At 61.1% G+C, this 17,291-nt stretch carries 17 protein-coding genes; all 17 read left to right on the top strand.

Annotated elements, in window-relative coordinates; all coding sequences use genetic code 11:
• Positions 1-90: 90 nt before the first annotated feature.
• The 17 genes from DBO85_RS19735 (at position 91) to DBO85_RS13120 (ending at position 17,260) form a co-directional block, all read left to right on the top strand.
• Positions 91-1,569, top strand: coding sequence for a flagellin (locus DBO85_RS19735; RefSeq protein WP_108107712.1), 1,479 nt, complete (start codon positions 91-93; stop codon positions 1,567-1,569).
• A gap of 72 nt (positions 1,570-1,641) precedes the next feature.
• Positions 1,642-2,031 carry a flagellar protein FlaG gene (locus tag DBO85_RS13045; protein ID WP_108107713.1) on the top strand — a complete coding sequence of 130 codons (390 nt, stop codon included), beginning with the start codon at positions 1,642-1,644 and terminating at the stop codon, positions 2,029-2,031.
• A 70-nt stretch (positions 2,032-2,101) separates the two neighbouring features.
• Positions 2,102-3,607, top strand: coding sequence for a flagellar filament capping protein FliD (gene fliD, locus DBO85_RS13050; protein WP_108107714.1), 1,506 nt, complete (start codon positions 2,102-2,104; stop codon positions 3,605-3,607).
• Complete coding sequence (gene fliS / locus DBO85_RS13055) at positions 3,604-3,984, top strand: flagellar export chaperone FliS (protein ID WP_108107715.1); 381 nt, start codon at positions 3,604-3,606, stop codon at positions 3,982-3,984. The genes fliD and fliS (DBO85_RS13055) overlap by 4 nt, the downstream gene beginning before the upstream one ends.
• A gap of 78 nt (positions 3,985-4,062) precedes the next feature.
• On the top strand, positions 4,063-4,443 hold the full coding sequence (fliS, locus tag DBO85_RS13060; protein ID WP_108107716.1) for a flagellar export chaperone FliS: 381 nt from the start codon (positions 4,063-4,065) through the stop codon (positions 4,441-4,443).
• 26 nt (positions 4,444-4,469) lie between these two features.
• Entirely contained in the window at positions 4,470-4,766 is a 297-nt protein-coding gene (locus DBO85_RS13065; RefSeq protein ID WP_108107717.1) for a flagellar protein FliT, read from the top strand.
• 203 nt (positions 4,767-4,969) lie between these two features.
• Positions 4,970-6,451 carry a sigma-54 dependent transcriptional regulator gene (locus tag DBO85_RS13070; protein WP_108107718.1) on the top strand — a complete coding sequence of 494 codons (1,482 nt, stop codon included), beginning with the start codon at positions 4,970-4,972 and terminating at the stop codon, positions 6,449-6,451.
• A 121-nt stretch (positions 6,452-6,572) separates the two neighbouring features.
• Positions 6,573-7,751, top strand: a complete 1,179-nt coding sequence (locus tag DBO85_RS13075) for a sensor histidine kinase (RefSeq protein WP_108107719.1) — start codon at positions 6,573-6,575, stop codon at positions 7,749-7,751.
• Between the two features lie 2 nt (positions 7,752-7,753).
• On the top strand, positions 7,754-9,145 hold the full coding sequence (locus DBO85_RS13080; protein WP_108107720.1) for a sigma-54-dependent transcriptional regulator: 1,392 nt from the start codon (positions 7,754-7,756) through the stop codon (positions 9,143-9,145).
• Positions 9,146-9,396: 251 nt separating this feature from the next.
• Positions 9,397-9,732 (top strand): flagellar hook-basal body complex protein FliE, encoded by a 336-nt coding sequence (gene fliE / locus DBO85_RS13085; RefSeq protein WP_108107721.1) that lies wholly within the window; start codon positions 9,397-9,399, stop codon positions 9,730-9,732.
• Between the two features lie 14 nt (positions 9,733-9,746).
• On the top strand, positions 9,747-11,540 hold the full coding sequence (fliF, locus tag DBO85_RS13090; RefSeq protein WP_108107722.1) for a flagellar basal-body MS-ring/collar protein FliF: 1,794 nt from the start codon (positions 9,747-9,749) through the stop codon (positions 11,538-11,540).
• The gene (gene fliG, locus DBO85_RS13095; RefSeq protein WP_108107723.1) at positions 11,533-12,549 is read left to right on the top strand and encodes a flagellar motor switch protein FliG; all 1,017 of its coding nucleotides are present in this window, start codon (positions 11,533-11,535) and stop codon (positions 12,547-12,549) included. The genes fliF and fliG overlap by 8 nt, the downstream gene beginning before the upstream one ends.
• 13 nt (positions 12,550-12,562) lie before the next feature.
• Complete coding sequence (fliH, locus tag DBO85_RS13100) at positions 12,563-13,345, top strand: flagellar assembly protein FliH (protein ID WP_108107724.1); 783 nt, start codon at positions 12,563-12,565, stop codon at positions 13,343-13,345.
• Complete coding sequence (gene fliI, locus DBO85_RS13105) at positions 13,335-14,690, top strand: flagellar protein export ATPase FliI (RefSeq protein ID WP_108107725.1); 1,356 nt, start codon at positions 13,335-13,337, stop codon at positions 14,688-14,690. Before fliH ends, fliI begins: the two co-directional genes overlap by 11 nt.
• Before the next feature lie 3 nt (positions 14,691-14,693).
• A complete protein-coding gene (gene fliJ, locus DBO85_RS13110) occupies positions 14,694-15,140 on the top strand; it encodes a flagellar export protein FliJ (RefSeq protein ID WP_108107726.1) in 447 nt (148 codons plus the stop codon).
• Between the two features lie 106 nt (positions 15,141-15,246).
• Positions 15,247-15,552, top strand: coding sequence for an STAS domain-containing protein (locus DBO85_RS13115; RefSeq protein WP_108107727.1), 306 nt, complete (start codon positions 15,247-15,249; stop codon positions 15,550-15,552).
• Positions 15,545-17,260, top strand: coding sequence for an ATP-binding SpoIIE family protein phosphatase (locus DBO85_RS13120; RefSeq protein ID WP_267895615.1), 1,716 nt, complete (start codon positions 15,545-15,547; stop codon positions 17,258-17,260). Before DBO85_RS13115 ends, DBO85_RS13120 begins: the two co-directional genes overlap by 8 nt.
• The last annotated feature ends 31 nt before the right edge of the window (positions 17,261-17,291 follow it).

A 17,291-nucleotide genomic window follows, 5' to 3' on the forward strand; every position in this document is an offset into this window, starting at 1 on the left:
CTCGAATGCGAACTAAGTGGCGTCTGAGCAAGCAGGCCCTAGCTCGCAAGCTCAGACAAATCGGTTCTTAGGTCATCTGGAGGCAATACCATGGCCCTTACAGTCAACACCAACGTTGCGTCCCTCAACACCCAACGCAACCTGAACACCTCGTCGAAGGGCCTGGATACTTCCCTCCAGCGCCTGTCCACCGGCTTCCGCATCAACAGTGCAAAAGACGACGCCGCAGGTCTGCAGATCTCCAACCGTCTGACCAGTCAGATCAACGGTCTGAACGTTGCGACCCGCAACTCCAACGACGGTATCTCCCTGGCGCAAACCGCTGAAGGCGCGCTGCAGCAGTCCACCGGCATTCTGCAGCGTATGCGGGATCTGGCGCTGCAGTCTGCCAACGGCTCCAACGGCGCTACTGAACGTGCAGCTCTGCAGGGCGAAGTTGCCCAGCTGCAGCAGGAGCTGAACCGTATTGCCGATACCACCAGCTTCGGCGGTCGCAAGATCCTCGACGGCAGCTTCGGTTCGCAGAGCTTCCAGGTCGGTGCCAACGCCTACGAAACCATCAACGTTTCCATTGGCTCGGCTGCAACTGACCGCATCGGTGTAAACCGTGTGACCACCTCCGGTGCTGCTGCTGCGGCGACTGCGAGCGGTGCGACCTTCAGTGCCACCTCGGGCAGCGCCTACACCTCCACCAGCTTCAACATCACCTCGAAACTGTCGGATGGTGCTGAGGCCGTCAGCCTGACCGCCAGCGGTTCGGCAAGCGAAGTGGCCAAGGCCATCAACTCGAAGAGCGACACCACCGGCGTCACTGCCAACGCGCGCACCGTGGCTACCCTGGGTGGCTTCACCGCCAGCGGCACCATCTCTTTCTCGCTCTATGGCGCTACCAGCAAGAGCGTGGACAGCGACAAGTCCTCGGTCTCCGCGGTGGTAACCGACACCACCGATCTGTCGGCCCTGGCCGATGCGATCAACAAGGAAACCGGCAAAACCGGTATCTCGGCGGTGTCCAAAGGCTCCACCATCGAGCTGGTCAGCGATCGCGGCGACGCCATCGTGATCCGTGAGTCCTCGCAGGCTGCTTCGCTGACCGCGCGTGACTTCAAGGGTGAGAACGATGTGGGTACCGCAGCGACCATCGCTGCAGGTGGTGGTGCGCGGGTTGACGGTCAGGTCCAGCTCGAAGCGGCGGATGCCTTCCAGATCACTGGTGCAACTGGTGGCCTGGGTGCTGACACCTTCAGTAGCCTCGACTCGGTTCGTGACATCGACATCAGCACCGCGACCGGCGCTCAGGATGCTCTGGGTATCATCAGCGGCGCAATCTCCAACATCGACAGCCAACGCGCTCAACTCGGTGCTGTACAGAACCGCTTCGAGAACACCATCTCGAACCTGCAGAACATCTCCGAGAACTCGTCGGCTGCTCGTAGTCGAATTCAGGACACCGACTTTGCAGCTGAAACTGCGAACCTGACCAAGAATCAGATTCTGCAACAGGCAGGCACTGCAATCCTGGCTCAGGCCAACCAGCTGCCGCAGGCTGTCCTCAGTCTGCTCGGCTAAGGTCGATAGGCGTAAACTACGGGGGGTAGGGCTTGGCTCTGCTCCCCGTTTCCTCATTGCGAGGTCGAAATCATGGATATCGGCGCAGTTAGCAAACCGCTTGGCCAGAATGTCGCATCCACCGCTCCGGCTGGAGCCTCGGTGGCTCAGGATCGGAACTCATCGGCACTAGCCGGTGCGCCGGAAACTGAAGAAGGGGCGCGAGCGGCTGCGGCAGGTGGTTCAGGCAAAGCAGCGGGTCGTGAGCAGATCGAGGATGCGGTCGCCAGCATCCAGGAGTTCGTGCAATCGGTGCAGCGCAGCATCAACTTTTCGGTGGAGGATGGTTCGGGACGGGTGGTGGTCAAGGTGACTGACGCCGAATCCGGAAGCGTAATCCGACAGATTCCATCCGAAGAAGCGTTGAGGCTGGCAGAAAATCTTTCAGAGGTTCGCAGTTTGCTGTTCGAGGCAGAAGCCTGAAAGATTGGCATGACCTTTGACTGTTCTACGGATCGAAGCGTAGACAGTCATATTTCTGACGAGGTGCACAATGGCCGGCATAACAGGGGTAGGTTCAGGGCTCCCGATCGATACCATCATCAAGGCGATGGTGGATGCCGAAAGGGCTCCCAAGACCAAACAACTGGATAACCTGAATACCAAGACTGAAAATCAGTTTTCGGCAATAGGTACGCTCCGTTCCGCAACCAGCACCTTTCAGACCGCCTTGGCCAATTTGAACAAGGCATCTCTTTATCAGTCGCGGACCGCATCGTTTTCCACGAGCGGCTTCATGACTGCCTCCACGGCCACCACAGCGCCTGCCGGCAAGTATTCTTTGCAGGTCCAGCAACTGGCGGTTGGCAGCAAGGTGGCGCTCAAGTCTTTTGTCGAGCCCGTCGCTACCGAGGGTGGTCCTGCAGTTACGCCCAATACTTTCAGTGCCGGCAAATTGACTCTGTATGCGGGCGATCCGGCGGACACTGGCACTCGTCGCCTGGAGCTGAACATCGATGCAACCAACAACACCCAGGCCGGCATCCGTGACGCGATCAATGAGCAGGGTGCCAGTCTGGGCTTTTCTGCAAGCCTCGTTACGGATGCCTCTGGTACGCGCCTGGTAGTCAGCTCGTCCAACATGGGTGATGGCAAGGACCTGCGGATGCAGGTAAGCGACCAGGCTGCGGTAGGCGTGGGTGAGGTGGATCTTTCCGATCTCGCCTTCAGTCCGGTGCCGACCGATCCGCTTGATCCAGCAGCCGGATTCGTAGCGCCAGACTCCAGCGCCTCTGGTGGTGCGGCCGGCGTGATTTCTCAGGCCAGGTCCGCGCGACTCACTGTTGACGGCCTGCAGGTGGTTCGTGACTCGAACTCCATCGACAAGGTGATCGAAGGGGTGACGCTGAATCTGACCAAGGCGGACGCAACCCAGACGATTGATCTTACCGTAGGGACCGACAAGTCCAGTGTTCGTACCAGCCTGCAGCAGTTCGTATCGGCGTACAACGCGATGACGACGGCCATGGGCAGCCTTTCTGCAGTGGTGCCGATTGGTGAGGGCGTGAAGCCATCCACGGGCCCTCTGGTGGGTGATGCGGCGGTCCGCGCGCTGCAGTCGGGTATCCGTGGCGAGATTTCCAAGATGCAGTCCGGGGGTGGCATTGCTGCTTTGGCGCAATTGGGCATCACTACCCAGAAGGACGGCAGCCTGGCCCTTGATACGACCAAGCTGGATGCAGCGTTGAACGGGAACTTCGACGGCGTAGCGGAGTATCTTGTAGGCGACACTGGGCTGATGAAGCGCCTGGATAATGTGGTTGCCGGCTATACCAAGACGGGCGGCGTGTTCGATCAGCGTCAGGCAGGTTTGCGTACGACTCTCAACTCCATCGTTGATCAGCGCAAGTCGTTGGATGAGCGCATTCTCAAGCTTGAAGATCGTTTGGTGGCGCAGTACACGGCAATGGATATGCTGGTTTCCAAGCTCAACAGTACGAGCAGCTGGCTTAGCGGTCAGTTGGCGAATCTCCCCGGCGTGGTGACGAATAAAAAATGAGTAAGCCAATCGATACATACAAGCAGGTAAAGACCAGTCAGGACGTTTCCCAGTATCGGGCCGTACAGATGCTGCTGGATGGTGCCATCGAGCGTGTTCGTCTTGCGCGTCAGGCTCAGGTCGAGGGCAACAGTGAGATTCGAGGCATGGCGGTGGGCAACACCATCAGCATTCTGGGTGTACTGCAGGCTAGCCTGGATCGTGAGCTGGGCGGCGAGATCGCCGACAATCTCGATGCGTTGTACGACTACATGACGCGTCGTCTGGCCGGTGTATCCATCGAGCGTGAGGCTTCCAGCTTGGACGAAGTTGAGCAACTGCTGCTGCAGTTGAGCGAAGCCTGGGCCGGGATCGAGGGAGAGTCCGAGGCGTCTTGAGCGTTCTTCGCTGCTAAAGCTTTGTGAGCGCAAGCCGATATCTTGAGCATCGGCAATGCACGCAAGGCGAGGGCGAAAATGAATGCGATGACGGCGATGCGACAGTACCAATCGGTCAATAATCAGGCTCAGATAATCGACGCTAGCCCTCATCGACTGATACAGATGCTGATGGAAGGCGGGCTGTCGCGGATGGCTCAGGCCAAGGGTGCTCTGGAGCGGGGGCAGACTGCTCTCAAAGGTGAGCTCATTGGCAAGGCCATCGCCATCGTTGGTGGTCTGCGAGAGGCTCTGAACGCGGAGAAGGGCGAGGAACTCGCTGTTAAACTCGATGCGTTGTATGAATACATGATGGTTCGCTTGAGCGAAGCGAATCTGAAGAATGACACCGCAGCTCTGGAAGAAGTAATGGGGCTGCTGCGCGAAGTTAAAACGGGATGGGATGCCATCGCGCAGTGAAGTGAATGATCCGGGGAGTCAGTCAAATGAGTGCATCAGTTCAGCTTCTGGAGTCTACCGGTAGCGCCTTGCGTGAAGCCTTGAAGCGTCACGATTGGACGGTAATCGGAGAGCTGGATCATCAGTGCCGACAGGCCGTTGAGGCCGCCATGGTCGAGGCCTCCCGGGATGAGAGTCAGCTGCGAGAAAATTTGCAGACGTTGCTCGATCTGTACCGCGAGTTGGTGCAGGTCTGCCAGGAGGAGCAGCAAAAGCTTGCCGCGGAGCTGATCCAAACCCACAACGCGCGCCAGGGTGCGCAGGTTTATCAGTTGTTCTCTTGAAGTCGCAGGTTCCTGCCAAAACGTTTTTCGCATGACGCGGTCCGCATCTGGAGCGTCTTCCCCTCGCGATAGCTCCTTTGTAGCGGATATGCGAAAAAACTACGCCATAAAATTGACTGTGCGCCATTTTTTTACTTTACTGCTGGCTAAATGCTGGCCTGCCGGCGTCTTTTCTCCTTTCAAGCCCGAGAAGCAGAAGTCCGATGTGGCGTGAAACCAAGATCCTGTTGATTGATGACGATTCCGAACGCCGTCGCGAAATGGCGGTGATTCTGAATTTCCTCGGCGAAGAGCACCTCTGCTGCACCAGCACCGCCTGGCAGTCTGAAGTCGAGAAGCTGGGAGCCGGCAAGTCGCTGCTCTGCGTGTTGTTGGGCGATGTTCAGGCCAAGGGTGGTGTTCTGGAGTTGCTCAAGTTGCTCGACAAGTGGGACGAGCTTCTACCGGTGCTTCTGCTTGGCGAAGGCATTCCTGCCGAATGGGGTGAAGAACTCCGCCAGCGAGTTCTGGCTAGCCTGGAGATGCCACCCAGCTACAACAAGCTGCTCGATTCCCTGCACCGAGCTCAGGTGTATCGGGAAATGTACGATCAGGCGCGTAGCCGTGGTCGCCACCGTGAGCCGAATCTCTTCCGCAGCCTGGTTGGCACCAGTCGAGCCATTCAGGGTGTGCGGCAGATGATGCAGCAGGTCGCGGACACCGAGGCCAGTGTGCTGATTCTTGGCGAATCGGGCACCGGAAAGGAGGTGGTGGCGCGCAATCTGCACTACAACTCCAAGCGTCGCGAGGGTCCTTTTGTGCCGGTCAACTGCGGCGCCATCCCAGCGGAGCTGCTCGAAAGCGAGCTGTTTGGCCACGAGAAAGGGGCGTTCACAGGTGCGATCAGCAGTCGTGCAGGTCGCTTCGAGCTGGCGCAGGGTGGCACGCTGTTTCTCGATGAAATCGGCGACATGCCGTTGCCTATGCAGGTCAAGCTCTTGCGGGTGCTGCAGGAGCGTACATTCGAGCGCGTCGGCAGCAACAAGACTCAATCTGCAGATGTGCGGATCATCGCGGCTACTCACAAGGATCTGGAACAGATGATCGAGGCGGGCCTGTTCCGCGAGGATCTCTACTACCGTCTGAATGTGTTCCCGATCGAGATGGCTCCATTGCGCGAGCGAGTGGAGGATATTCCGCTACTGCTCAACGAGCTGATCTCGAGGATGGAGCACGAGAAGCGTGGCTCGATTCGATTCAATTCCGCAGCAATCATGTCGCTGTGTCAGCACGACTGGGCCGGGAACGTTCGTGAGTTGGCCAACCTGGTTGAGCGTATGGCGATCATGCATCCCTACGGCGTCATTGGCGTGGCCGAGCTGCCGAAGAAGTTTCGCCATGTCGATGACGAGGACGAGCAGTTGGCGATCAGTCTGCGCGAGGATCTGGACGAGCGCGCAATGATTGCCTCCAATGCCGTTGTTAGCAGCTATTCCTCCACGTTGCTGCCTCCCGAAGGCCTGGATCTGAAAGACTACCTGGGCAACCTGGAGCAGAGCCTGATCCAGCAGGCGCTGGACGACGCCGGAGGGGTAGTCGCACGAGCCGCAGAGCGCCTGCGCATTCGCCGTACCACGCTGGTGGAGAAGATGCGCAAGTACGGTATGAGCCGCAAAGACGATGAGGATGATCTGTCTGAAGATTGACGCGCTCTTCCTGCTCTGACAGCAACCGACTGTTTTAGAAAGTAATTTTTTTGCGGCACGCGCTTTGCTTGCGCTCTTGGTACCGGGTCGGTTTTTCGACTCCCTGAGTCCCGAGAGCGCCATGCTGCCAAGACCAGACGATCTCCCTTCCTCTGCCCCTCAGGCGGGCTCACCGCTTGATTTGCTCGAGCGGGTTTCCAGCCAGCTGGGCGACTCCCGTACCTTCCTTGAAGAGCGCGTAGCGGAGCTCAGTGGTCAACTGGCCCTGGCCGGAGCGCAGCGTCTCGAACAGCTGGCCGAGAAGGAGCGTCTTGCGCTGCGCTTGCAGAGCCTGCTCGATCTCCTGCCTGGCGGTGTGGTGGTAATTGATGGGCAGGGGGTGGTACGCGATGCCAATCCGGTGGCCTGCGCGCTTCTGGGTGGTCCGCTGACGGGCCGTTTGTGGCGCGACGTCATCGCCAGCGAATTCGCTCCGCGCGAGGATGATGGACACGAAGTATCCCTGCGTGATGGGCGCAGGTTGTCGATTGCCACTCGCTCCCTGCAGGGTGAGCCTGGGCAACTTATCCTGCTCAATGATCTGACCGAGACTCGGCTCCTGCAGGAGCAACTGGCGCGTCATCAACGTCTTTCCGAGCTCGGACGCATGGTCGCATCCCTGGCGCATCAGATCAGAACGCCGCTTTCGGCGGCATTGCTCTATGCCAGTCATCTGAGCGAACAGGCGCTGCCACTTGAGCAGCAGATGCGCTTTGCCGGACGCCTCAAGGAGCGCCTGCACGAGCTCGAACACCAGGTGCGCGACATGCTGGTCTTCGCCCGCGGCGAGTTGCCGCTGCCGGATCGTATTCCGGCAGAACATCTCTTCGCCGCGCTGAAGGATGCTGCTGATTCACTTGTGGAGGGTTTCCATGTGCGCTGGCAGTGCGATGTGCGCGGCGGTGTGCTGCTGTGCAATCGCGACACACTGGTCGGCGCGATCCTCAATCTGATCGAGAACGCGCTGCAGGCGGGCGGTCCGGCCGTTGGGGTAAAGATCCATCTGTTCAAGCGCGTTGATCGCTTGTACCTGAGCGTCAGCGATAACGGCCCGGGAATGGACCGGGCGACTCTGGCACGGCTTGGCGAAGCATTTTTTACCTCTCGGACCACAGGAACCGGCTTGGGGCTGGCGGTGGTCAAGGCGGTGACGCGTGCGCACCGTGGTGAATTGAGAATTCGTTCCAGGCTCGGTCGCGGCACGACTGCCTGTGTTGTCCTGCCCTGGACCGAACGTATCCCCTGCGCGGAGGAGCGATAACCATGTCCGTGAAAATTCTGCTGGTCGAGGACGATCGGATCTTGCGTGAAGCGCTGGTCGATACCCTGTTGCTGGGCGGCTACCAGTGTCGGTCGGTGGACTGCGCCGAGGCGGCGTTGGTTGCATTGGCCGAGGAGCCCTTCAGTTTGGTTCTCAGCGATGTGAACATGCCGGGTATGGACGGGCATGCCCTGCTGCGGTCGGTACGCGAGCGTCACCCCCAGGTACCGATTTTGCTGATGACCGCGTTCGCGGCGGTGGAGCGGGCTGTCGATGCGATGCGCCAGGGCGCGGTCGACTACCTGGTAAAGCCCTTTGAGCCCCGTACCCTGCTTGCCCTGATCGCAGAGCATGCGCTTGGCCGTCTTCTGGATCCGGAAGGAGAGCAGGCGCCCATTGCCGAGGCGGCGTCCAGTCGTCAGTTGCTGGAGCTGGCGGCGCGGGTGGCTGGCAGTGATTCCACTGTGCTGATTTCTGGTGAATCCGGTACCGGTAAGGAAGTCCTGGCACGCTACATTCACCAGCACTCGCCACGCCGAGCTAAACCCTTCGTGGCAATCAATTGCGCGGCGATTCCGGACAATATGCTCGAGGCTACTCTGTTCGGCCACGAGAAGGGTGCCTTCACCGGCGCAATCGCCTCCCAGCCGGGCAAGTTCGAGATGGCCGAGGGCGGGACGCTGCTGCTGGACGAGATTTCCGAAATGCCGCTTGGGCTCCAGGCGAAACTCTTGCGCGTGTTGCAGGAGCGCGAAGTCGAGCGGGTCGGCGGGCGCCGGCCGATTGCGCTGGACATCCGTATCCTTGCGACGACCAACCGGGATCTTTCCGCCGAGGTTCTGGCGGGACGTTTTCGTGAGGATCTGTATTACCGACTCTCGGTCTTTCCGCTGGCCTGGCCCGCCTTGCGCGAACGCCCGGCGGATATAGTTCCACTGGCCGAGCGCTTGCTCACCCGGCACGCGCAGAAGATGCGACAGCCGCTGGTGCGCCTGTCGGCTGCGGCTCGCTCAGTGCTGCTTGCGCACTCGTGGCCGGGCAATGTCCGTGAGCTGGACAATGCCTTGCAGCGTGCGCTGATTCTGCATCGAGGTAGCGTCATAGAACCGGCGGACCTTTGCCTGGGCAGCCATTCGCCCCTCGGACTTCAGTCGGTTTCTACCGGGGTTGTGACACCACCGCCAATAGCTTCGCCGCAGGGTGATGCCGGTGGGCTGGGTTCCGACCTGCGCCGACACGAGTTTCAGATGATCATCGAGACGCTCAAGTCCGAACGCGGCCGGCGCAAGGAGGCTGCCGATCGTCTGGGCATCAGTCCGCGGACCTTGCGTTACAAGCTGGCGCAGATGCGCGACGCGGGAATGGATGTGGAGGCGTTCCTCTACGCCAGCTGAGAGCGAGGCTCGTGCTCCCATCGCCTGCACGGTAAAGCTGTTTCTCTGTTTGCTGCGGCGGGGATGAGTCGTGCCGGAAAGGCTCGCCCGTGCTACTCCTCACCCGCTCGCCCCATGCCGCAACGGCATCGCCTTGAGAATACGACGCCGGTCTTCCGCGGCGCTTCAGCATTGGCACCCTTGTTGCTAAGTCTTCCTCATCGAATCCACGCAGCGTCAAAAAAGCGTGGTCCGCGGAGGAGTCAGCCAAAATGAGCCAAGGTATCGAATTCAACCGTCTGATGCTGGAGATGCGTTCCCTCCAGGCGGACGCCATGGCACGTTCCCGGCCGGTTGCGGAAAGCAAGCCGGCGGAGCCTGGCGCACCAAGCTTCTCCGAGTTGCTTGGTCAGGCGGTTGGCAAGGTCAGCGCTACCCAGCAAGCCTCCAATCAACTGGCCACCGCTTTCGAGATGGGCGTGGGGGGTGTCGACCTGAGCGACGTGATGATCGCTTCGCAGAAGGCCAGTGTGTCCTTCCAGGCGGTTACCCAGGTCCGCAACAAGCTGGTCCAGGCGTACCAAGACATCATGCAGATGCCGGTTTGAGGGCGGACTGAATCATGGCTGAAGCTGTTATGAGCAACGTGCCGGCGCGTACCGGTGGTGATGAGCCGAAGAAGCCGCTGTTCGGGCTGACCTTTCTCGAGAATCTCTCGGAGATGTCGATGCTGCGGCAGATCGGCCTGTTGGTTGGTCTGGCCGCCAGCGTGGCGGTCGGCTTCGCCGTCGTGCTCTGGTCCCAGCAGCCTGACTACCGCCCGCTGTACAACAACCTCGGCGGCATGGACGCCAACCAGGTCATCGAGGCACTGACGGCTGCGGATATCGCCTACACCATCGAGCCCAACTCCGGCGCGCTGCTGGTCCGTTCCGAAGATGTGGCGCGCGCGCGGATCAAGCTCGCGGGCGCCGGTATCGAGCAGAGCGACGGCAACTTCGGCTTCGAGATTCTCGACAAGGAACAGGGCCTGGGTACCAGTCAGTTCATGGAGGCCGCGCGCTATCGTCGGAGTCTGGAGGGCGAGCTGGCGCGTACCGTTTCCAGCCTCAACAACGTCAAGGCGGCGCGGGTACATCTGGCCATTCCGAAGAGCTCGGTGTTCGTACGTGACGAGCGCAAGCCCAGTGCGTCTGTGCTGGTCGAGCTGTATCCAGGGCGAGCGCTGGAACCCAGCCAGGTCATGGCGATCGTCAATCTGGTGGCTACCAGCGTACCCGAGCTGAACAAGGCGCAGGTCACGGTGGTGGATCAGAAGGGCAACCTGCTTTCTGACCAGCATGAGCTCTCCGAGCTGTCCATGGCCGGTAAGCAGTTCGACTACAGCCGCCGACTGGAAGGGGTCTACACCCAGCGTGTGCACAACATCCTGCTGCCGGCCCTGGGCAATGGCCGCTACAAGGCCGAGGTCTCTGCGGATGTTGATTTCAGCGCAGTGGAATCCACTTCGGAAACCTTCAATCCCGATCAGCCAGCGCTGCGCAGTGAGCAGCAGGTCAATGAACAGCGCACCAGCAGCCAGGGACCGCAGGGCGTGCCGGGCGCGCTGAGCAATCAACCTCCTGGCCCCGCTACCGCTCCCGAAGTGGCGGGTGGTGCTGCGGTTGCCGGTGCAATCGCGCCGGGGCAGCCGCTGCTGGACGCCAATGGCCAGCAGGTGATGGATCCGGCTACCGGTCTGCCGATGCTGGCGCCCTATCCGAGCGACAAGCGCGAGCAGTCGACCCGCAACTTCGAACTGGATCGTTCAGTGAGCTACACCAAGCAGCAGCAGGGACGCTTGCGTCGGCTTTCTGTCGCGGTAGTGGTGGATGACCAGGTTCGCGTCAATCCAGAGACCGGTGAGGTCACTCGCCTGCCATGGAATACCGATGAACTGGCCCGCTTCACGCGTCTGGTGCAGGATGCAGTTGGCTTCGATGCAGCACGGGGTGACAGCGTTAGCGTCATCAATGCGCCGTTCATCGCTGACGGCGGCGAGCAGATCGCCGAGCTGTCCTTCTGGGAGCAGCCCTGGTTCTGGAGTCTGCTGGGTGGTCTCAAGCAGTTCCTGCTGCCGCTGCTGATCATCGCGCTCATGTGGTTCGTGCTGCGCCCTGCGCTGGTGAATATCACTTCGGCAGGCAAGGGCGTTGCCGAGAAAGGCGAGGCGGGTGACGTCGAGCTTGGCGACATGGATGGGCTCGAAGGTGAGCTGTCCGCCGATCGCGTCAGCCTGCGCGGACCGCAGACCATCATGTTGCCCAACCCCAGTGAGGGCTATGATGCGCAACTGAATGCGATCAAGAGTCTGGTTGCCGATGATCCGGGTCGGGTAGCACAAGTCGTCAAAGAGTGGATCAACGCAGATGAATGAGAATCGCGCCGCCACCAAGCTGAACAAGGTCGAGAAGGCCGCCATCCTGCTTCTGTCGCTCGGCGAAACCGACGCCGCGCAGGTGCTGCGTCATCTCGGTCCGAAGGAAGTGCAGAAAGTCGGCGTGGCCATGGCGCAGATGCGCAATGTGCAGCGCGAGCAGGTCGAGCGGGTAATAGGCGAGTTCGTCGAGGTTGTCGGCGATCAGACCAGCGTCGGTGTTGGCGCTGATTCCTACATCCGCAAGATGCTGACCCAGGCACTGGGCGAGGACAAGGCCGGCAGCCTTATTGACCGCATCCTGCTGGGTGGCAGCACCAGCGGCCTGGATAGCCTGAAGTGGATGGAGCCGCGTGCCGTCGCCGACGTGATTCGCTACGAGCATCCGCAGATCCAGGCCATCGTGGTGGCATATCTGGATCCGGATCAGGCCGGCGAAGTCCTCAGCCATTTCGACCACAAGGTACGACTGGACATCATCCTGCGGGTCTCTTCACTGAATACCGTGCAACCGGCTGCGCTCAAGGAGCTCAACCAGATTCTCGAGAAGCAGTTCTCCGGCAGCGCCAGCACTACCCGCGCTGCGCTGGGCGGCGTCAAGCGCGCGGCAGACATCATGAACTTCCTCGACAGCTCGGTTGAGGGCCAGCTGATGGATTCGATTCGCCAGGTCGACGAGGATCTGTCGAGCCAGATCGAGGATCTGATGTTCGTCTTCGACAACCTCGCCGATGTCGACGACCGTGGCATCCAGGCGCTGCTGCGTGAGGTTTCCTCCGAGGTCCTGGTGCTGGCGCTCAAGGGCGCCGACGACGCGATCAAGGAAAAGGTGTTCAAGAACATGTCCAAACGGGCTGCCGAACTGCTACGCGACGACCTCGACGCCAAGGGTCCGGTGCGAGTCAGCGAGGTGGAAACCGCGCAGAAGGAAATCCTCACCATCGCCCGGCGCATGGCCGAAGCGGGCGAGATCGTGCTGGGTGGTGCGGGTGGCGAGGCGATGATCTGATGAGGATGTCCTGATGTCGGCAAAGGATGCTCCCAGCGAGCTGATTCGCGCCAAGGATGTCAGCGCCTTCGACCGCTGGTCGTTGCCCAGTTTCGACCCCGAGGGGCCCGTCCAGGAGCAGCCGGCTCAGCCCGAGCCGGCGGCGGTAGCTGAGCCTGAGCCTATGCCGGCGCAGGAGATTCCCCCGGAGGCGGTCAAGCCGTTCACCCTCGACGAGCTGGAGGCAATCCGCCAGGAGGCCTACAACGAGGGCTTTGCCACCGGCGAGAAGGATGGCTTTCACGCTGGGCAGCTCAAGGCACGCCAGGAGGCGGACGCGGCGTTGGGCGAGCGCGTACAGCGCCTGGAAAAACTCATGCAGCATCTGCTGGAGCCGATCGCCGAGCAGGACAAGCAGCTTGAGCATGGCCTGGTTACCCTCGTCAGTCATATGGTGCAGCAAGTGATTCGCCGCGAGATGGCCACCGATTCGTCCCAGGTTCGTCTGGTATTGCGTGAGGCACTCAAGCTGCTGCCAATGGGCGCGCAGAACATACGTATTCACGTCAATCCGCAGGACTTCGAGATGATCAAGGCGCTGCGCGAGCGCCATGAGGAGAACTGGCGACTACTCGAAGACGAAGCTTTGCTGCCCGGCGGTTGCCGGGTGGAGAGCGAAAGCAGTCGCATCGATGCCAGCGTCGAGACGCGCATGGCGCAGGCGTTGAAACTGCTTTTCGAGCATCAGCGCTCGCAGGCCACCAGTCCTCTGGCGGCCGATATCAGTGTCGACCTGGATGCGACCGATGAAGCTTGAGCGGGTCAGCTTCGAGCGTCGTCTGGCTGGTTACGACGCTGCCGTGCAGCTGCCGGACCAGCCGGTGGTCGAGGGGCGGCTGTTGCGGATGGTCGGTCTGACGCTCGAGGCCGAGGGGCTGCGCGCGGCCATAGGCAACCGTTGCCTGGTGATCAACGACGACAGCTACCACCCGATCCAGGTCGAGGCCGAGGTGATGGGTTTTGCCAATGGCAAGATCTACCTGATGCCGGTCGGCAGTCTCGCGGGCATCGCGCCTGGCGCGCGAGTCGTGCCCCTGCCCGATACCGGACGCCTGCCGATGGGCATGTCGATGCTCGGGCGGGTACTGGATGGCGCCGGCCGCGCACTGGACAACAAAGGCGGAATGAAAGCCGAGGACTGGGTGCCGATGGACGGGCCGACCATCAATCCGCTCAACCGACACCCGATCAGCGAGCCGCTGGATGTCGGCATTCGCAGCATCAATGGCTTGCTGACCGTCGGTCGCGGGCAGCGTCTGGGGCTGTTTGCCGGCACCGGTGTGGGCAAGTCGGTGCTGCTTGGCATGATGACGCGCTTCACCGAAGCCGAGATCATCGTGGTCGGCCTGATCGGCGAGCGCGGCCGGGAGGTGAAGGAGTTCATCGACGAGATCCTCGGTGAAGAGGGCATCAAACGCTCTGTGGTGGTCGCTTCGCCCGCTGACGAGGCGCCGTTGATGCGCCTGCGCGCCGCGCAGTACTGCACGCGGATCGCCGAGTATTTTCGCGACAAGGGCAAGAATGTCCTGCTGCTGATGGACTCGCTGACGCGCTATGCCCAGGCTCAGCGTGAGATCGCCCTCGCGATCGGCGAACCGCCGGCGACCAAAGGCTATCCGCCGTCGGTATTCGCCAAGTTGCCCAAGTTGGTGGAGCGTGCTGGCAATGCCGAGGCGGGCGGTGGTTCGATTACGGCCTTCTATACCGTGCTGTCCGAGGGGGATGATCAGCAGGATCCGATTGCCGATGCTGCGCGCGGCGTTCTGGATGGGCACTTCGTGCTCTCCCGGCGGCTGGCCGAGGAAGGGCACTATCCGGCCATCGACATCGAAGCCTCGATCAGCCGGGTGATGCCGGCGGTCGTCAGCCCGGAATATCTGCGCCACGCCCAGCGCTTCAAACAACTGTGGTCGCGCTACCAGCAGAGCCGCGACCTGATCAGCGTCGGTGCCTATGTGCCAGGCGGCGACCCTGAGACGGATCAGGCGATCGCACGTTACCCCTTGATGGTCGGCTATCTGCGCCAGGGTCTGCAGGAAAGCGAGAGCCTGGCGGCCAGCCATGAAGCGCTCGCCGCAGTGCTCAGTGCGCCGGTGTCCTGATGAATGAGTGAGAGAGCCCGGAGGCTGGCGCCGGTGGTCGAGATGGCCGAGCGCGCCGAGCGTGATGCCGCGCGCAAGCTCGGTCATTGTCAGGGGCTGGTGAGCCAGGCCGAGGTTAAGCTTGGCGAGCTGGAGCGCTACCGTGGCGACTATCAGCAGCAATGGATCAGCGAAGGGCAGCAGGGCGTTTCAGGTCAGTGGCTGATGAACTATCAGCGCTTTCTGACCCAGTTGGAAACGGCGATCGGACAGCAGAACAGCAGTCTGCAATGGCATCGGGAAAACCTGGCACGTGCCCGTGAGCTCTGGCAGCAGCGCTACGCGCGGCTCGAGGGGTTGCGCAAGCTGGTACAACGCTACCTCGACGAAGCCCGCGCGGCACAGGACAAGCGCGAGCAGAAGCTGCTCGACGAACTCTCCCAGCGACTGAATGCCCGGCGCGACGACTGATCCGGGTTGCCGGCCGTCCGGGGCGGTGCTAAACCTGTGGTAAGTCTCACGGCAGCGTTCCTCACAGCTGCCGCATCGTGTTCGTCCCCAGTTCAAGGAGTTTGCCATGACCATCAGCGCCCAGCTTTCGGCGGATGGACAGGAATTGATCATCAGCGTCGAAGGGCGTTTTGATTTCTCGGCACATCAGGATTTTCGCAACGCCTATGAGCGGGTCGATGCTTCACCGAAGCGCTATCGAGTGGATCTGAGCAACGCCAACTACCTGGACAGCTCGGCGTTGGGCATGCTGCTGTTGCTGCGCGACCATGCGGGCGGGGACAACGCTCGAATCAGTCTGGTCAATTGTCGTCCGGACGTTCGCAAGATCCTCGCCATCTCCAATTTCGAACAGCTTTTCGAGATTGCCTGAGCTCAAGGGCGACAAGGGTTTCATCACCGTCCTGCTTGCCGAGGACGGCCCTGCCGATCGCATGCTGTTGGCAACCCTGGTCGCTCGTCTCGGTCATCGGGTGCTGACTGCCGCCAACGGCCTCGAAGCGGTGGCACTGTTCGAGCAGGAGCGTCCCCAGTTGGTCCTCATGGATGCCCTGATGCCGGTGATGGATGGCTTCGAGGCAGCCCGACGGATCAAGCGTCTGGCCGGGGAGGAGCTGGTTCCGATCATTTTTCTGACTTCGCTGAGCGAGGGCGAGGCGCTGGTACAGAGCATCGAGGCCGGCGGTGACGACTTTCTGTCCAAGCCTTACAACCCGCTGATACTCGAAGCCAAGATCAAGGCCATGAACCGCCTGCGTCGGCTGCAGGCCACCGTCCTTGAGCAACGCGATCTGATTGCCCGTCATAACGGACACCTGCTGACCGAGCAGCGGGTGGCAAAGGCGGTGTTCGACAAGATCACCCACTCGGGCTGCCTGGGAGCGGCGAACATCCGCTACCTGCAATCTCCCTATGCACTTTTCAATGGTGATCTGCTGCTGGCGGCGTACAAGCCCTCCGGCGAGATGCACGTGCTGCTAGGCGACTTCACCGGCCATGGTCTGCCTGCCGCCATAGGCGCGATGCCGGTTGCGGATGCCTTCTACAGCATGACTGCGAGAGGCTATTCGCCCAGCGAAATCCTTTGCGAACTGAATGCGAAGCTCAAGCGCATCCTGCCGGTGGGCATGTTCTGCTGTGCCACGCTGCTCAGCGTCGACACGCAGCGTCGCCTGCTCGAGGTCTGGAACGGCGGCTTGCCAGCCGGTTATCTGCGACGTGTCGCCGATGGGCACTATGTCGAGCTGGCCTCCCGGCATCTGCCGTTGGGCGTTCTGGAAAACGACGCCTTCGATACGTCCTGCGACGTCCATCCGCTGGCTGTGGGAGATCGGGTGCTGCTGCTCTCCGACGGTGTTCTGGAAGTCAGCAATGCGACAGGCGAGACGTTTGGCGAAGAGCGTTTGCGCACCCTGCTTCGCGAGTGTGACGAGCCCGCCCGGCTGTTTGCGCAGATTCAGAATGCGCTCGCAGACTTCCATGGCGAGGCCCATGACGATGCCAGCATGCTGGAGATACTGGTCAGCGATGAGCCAATTTCTGCGCTACCGATGCAGGAGTACGGCAAGAGCTGGCTGATCTCCTCGCAGGACTGGTCGGCCTCCTTCGAGTTCCGGGCTCAAACGCTGAAATCCTTCAATCCGTTGCCGTTCCTGTTGCAGTTGCTGATGGAGGTTCGCGGGCTGCGTCCGCGCAGCGGAGAGCTATACACGGTCCTCGCCGAGCTTTATTCGAACGCTCTCGAGCACGGTGTAATGGGCCTGAACTCCGCACTCAAGCAGGATGCCGCGGGTTTTTCCGAGTACTACCGCCAGCGCGATCAGCGTCTGTCCGAGCTGGATGCCGGGTTTGTCCGCTTCCATCTGCAGATTGTGCCGAACGGCGAGGGCGGACGCTTGCTACTGCGGGTCGAGGACAGCGGAGAAGGCTTTGCGGTGGCCGAAGAACTGGCTCGCCAGCAATCGCCGACTAGCCTCGGCGGGCGGGGTATGCGACTAATCTGTCGATTGGCCGACGAATGCACCTGGGACGAGGACGGAAGGGGTGTCAGCGTGGAGTTTTGCTGGAACGCTGGGGCATAATCCGGTCTCCGTTTGAGGAGCGTTCAGGTGT

The sequence above is a fragment of the Pseudomonas mangrovi genome, from assembly GCF_003052585.1.
In the GTDB taxonomy this organism is placed as follows: domain Bacteria; phylum Pseudomonadota; class Gammaproteobacteria; order Pseudomonadales; family Pseudomonadaceae; genus Aquipseudomonas; species Aquipseudomonas mangrovi.